Source organism: Promicromonospora kroppenstedtii DSM 19349, from assembly GCF_000515355.1.
GTDB lineage: Bacteria > Actinomycetota > Actinomycetes > Actinomycetales > Cellulomonadaceae > Promicromonospora > Promicromonospora kroppenstedtii.
In genome coordinates this window covers 101,630-102,079 of sequence record NZ_KI911744.1, presented here as the reverse complement: position 1 = coordinate 102,079, position 450 = coordinate 101,630, and the positions used below count along the sequence as shown (strand labels likewise).

1 protein-coding gene is annotated in these 450 nt (G+C 75.1%); it reads left to right on the top strand.

Annotation, left to right across the window (positions count from 1 at the left end; translation table 11 throughout):
- A partial coding sequence (locus PROKR_RS36130) for a glycosyltransferase (protein WP_036968927.1) occupies positions 1 to 450 on the top strand: 450 nt, incomplete at both ends.

The following is a 450-nucleotide window of genomic DNA, read 5'->3' as shown; positions in this document are numbered from 1 at the left end:
TGCTGCGCGCCGCCGCCGAGCTGCCGCCCGAGGTGCAGCTCGTGCTGTGCGCCGGCGCCCCTGACACGCCCGAGATCATGGCCGAGGTGGTGGGCCTGGTCGAACGCCTGCGCGAGACCCGCACCGGTGTGGTCTGGATCGAGGAGATGCTGCCGCGACCCGACCTGATCGCCGTCCTCGCCGCGTGCACCGTCTTCGTGTGCCCGAGCGTCTACGAGCCGCTCGGCATCGTGAACCTGGAGGCCATGGCGGTGGGCCTGCCCGTGGTGGGCACGGCCACCGGCGGCATCCCCGAGGTGGTCGACGACGGCGCCACCGGCCTGCTGGTCCCGATCGAGCAGTCCGACGACGGCACGGGCACGCCGCTCGACCCCGACCGGTTCGTGGCCGACCTGGCCGCGGCGCTCACCCGCGTGGCCACGGACCCGGAGAGCGCGGCCGCGCTGGGGG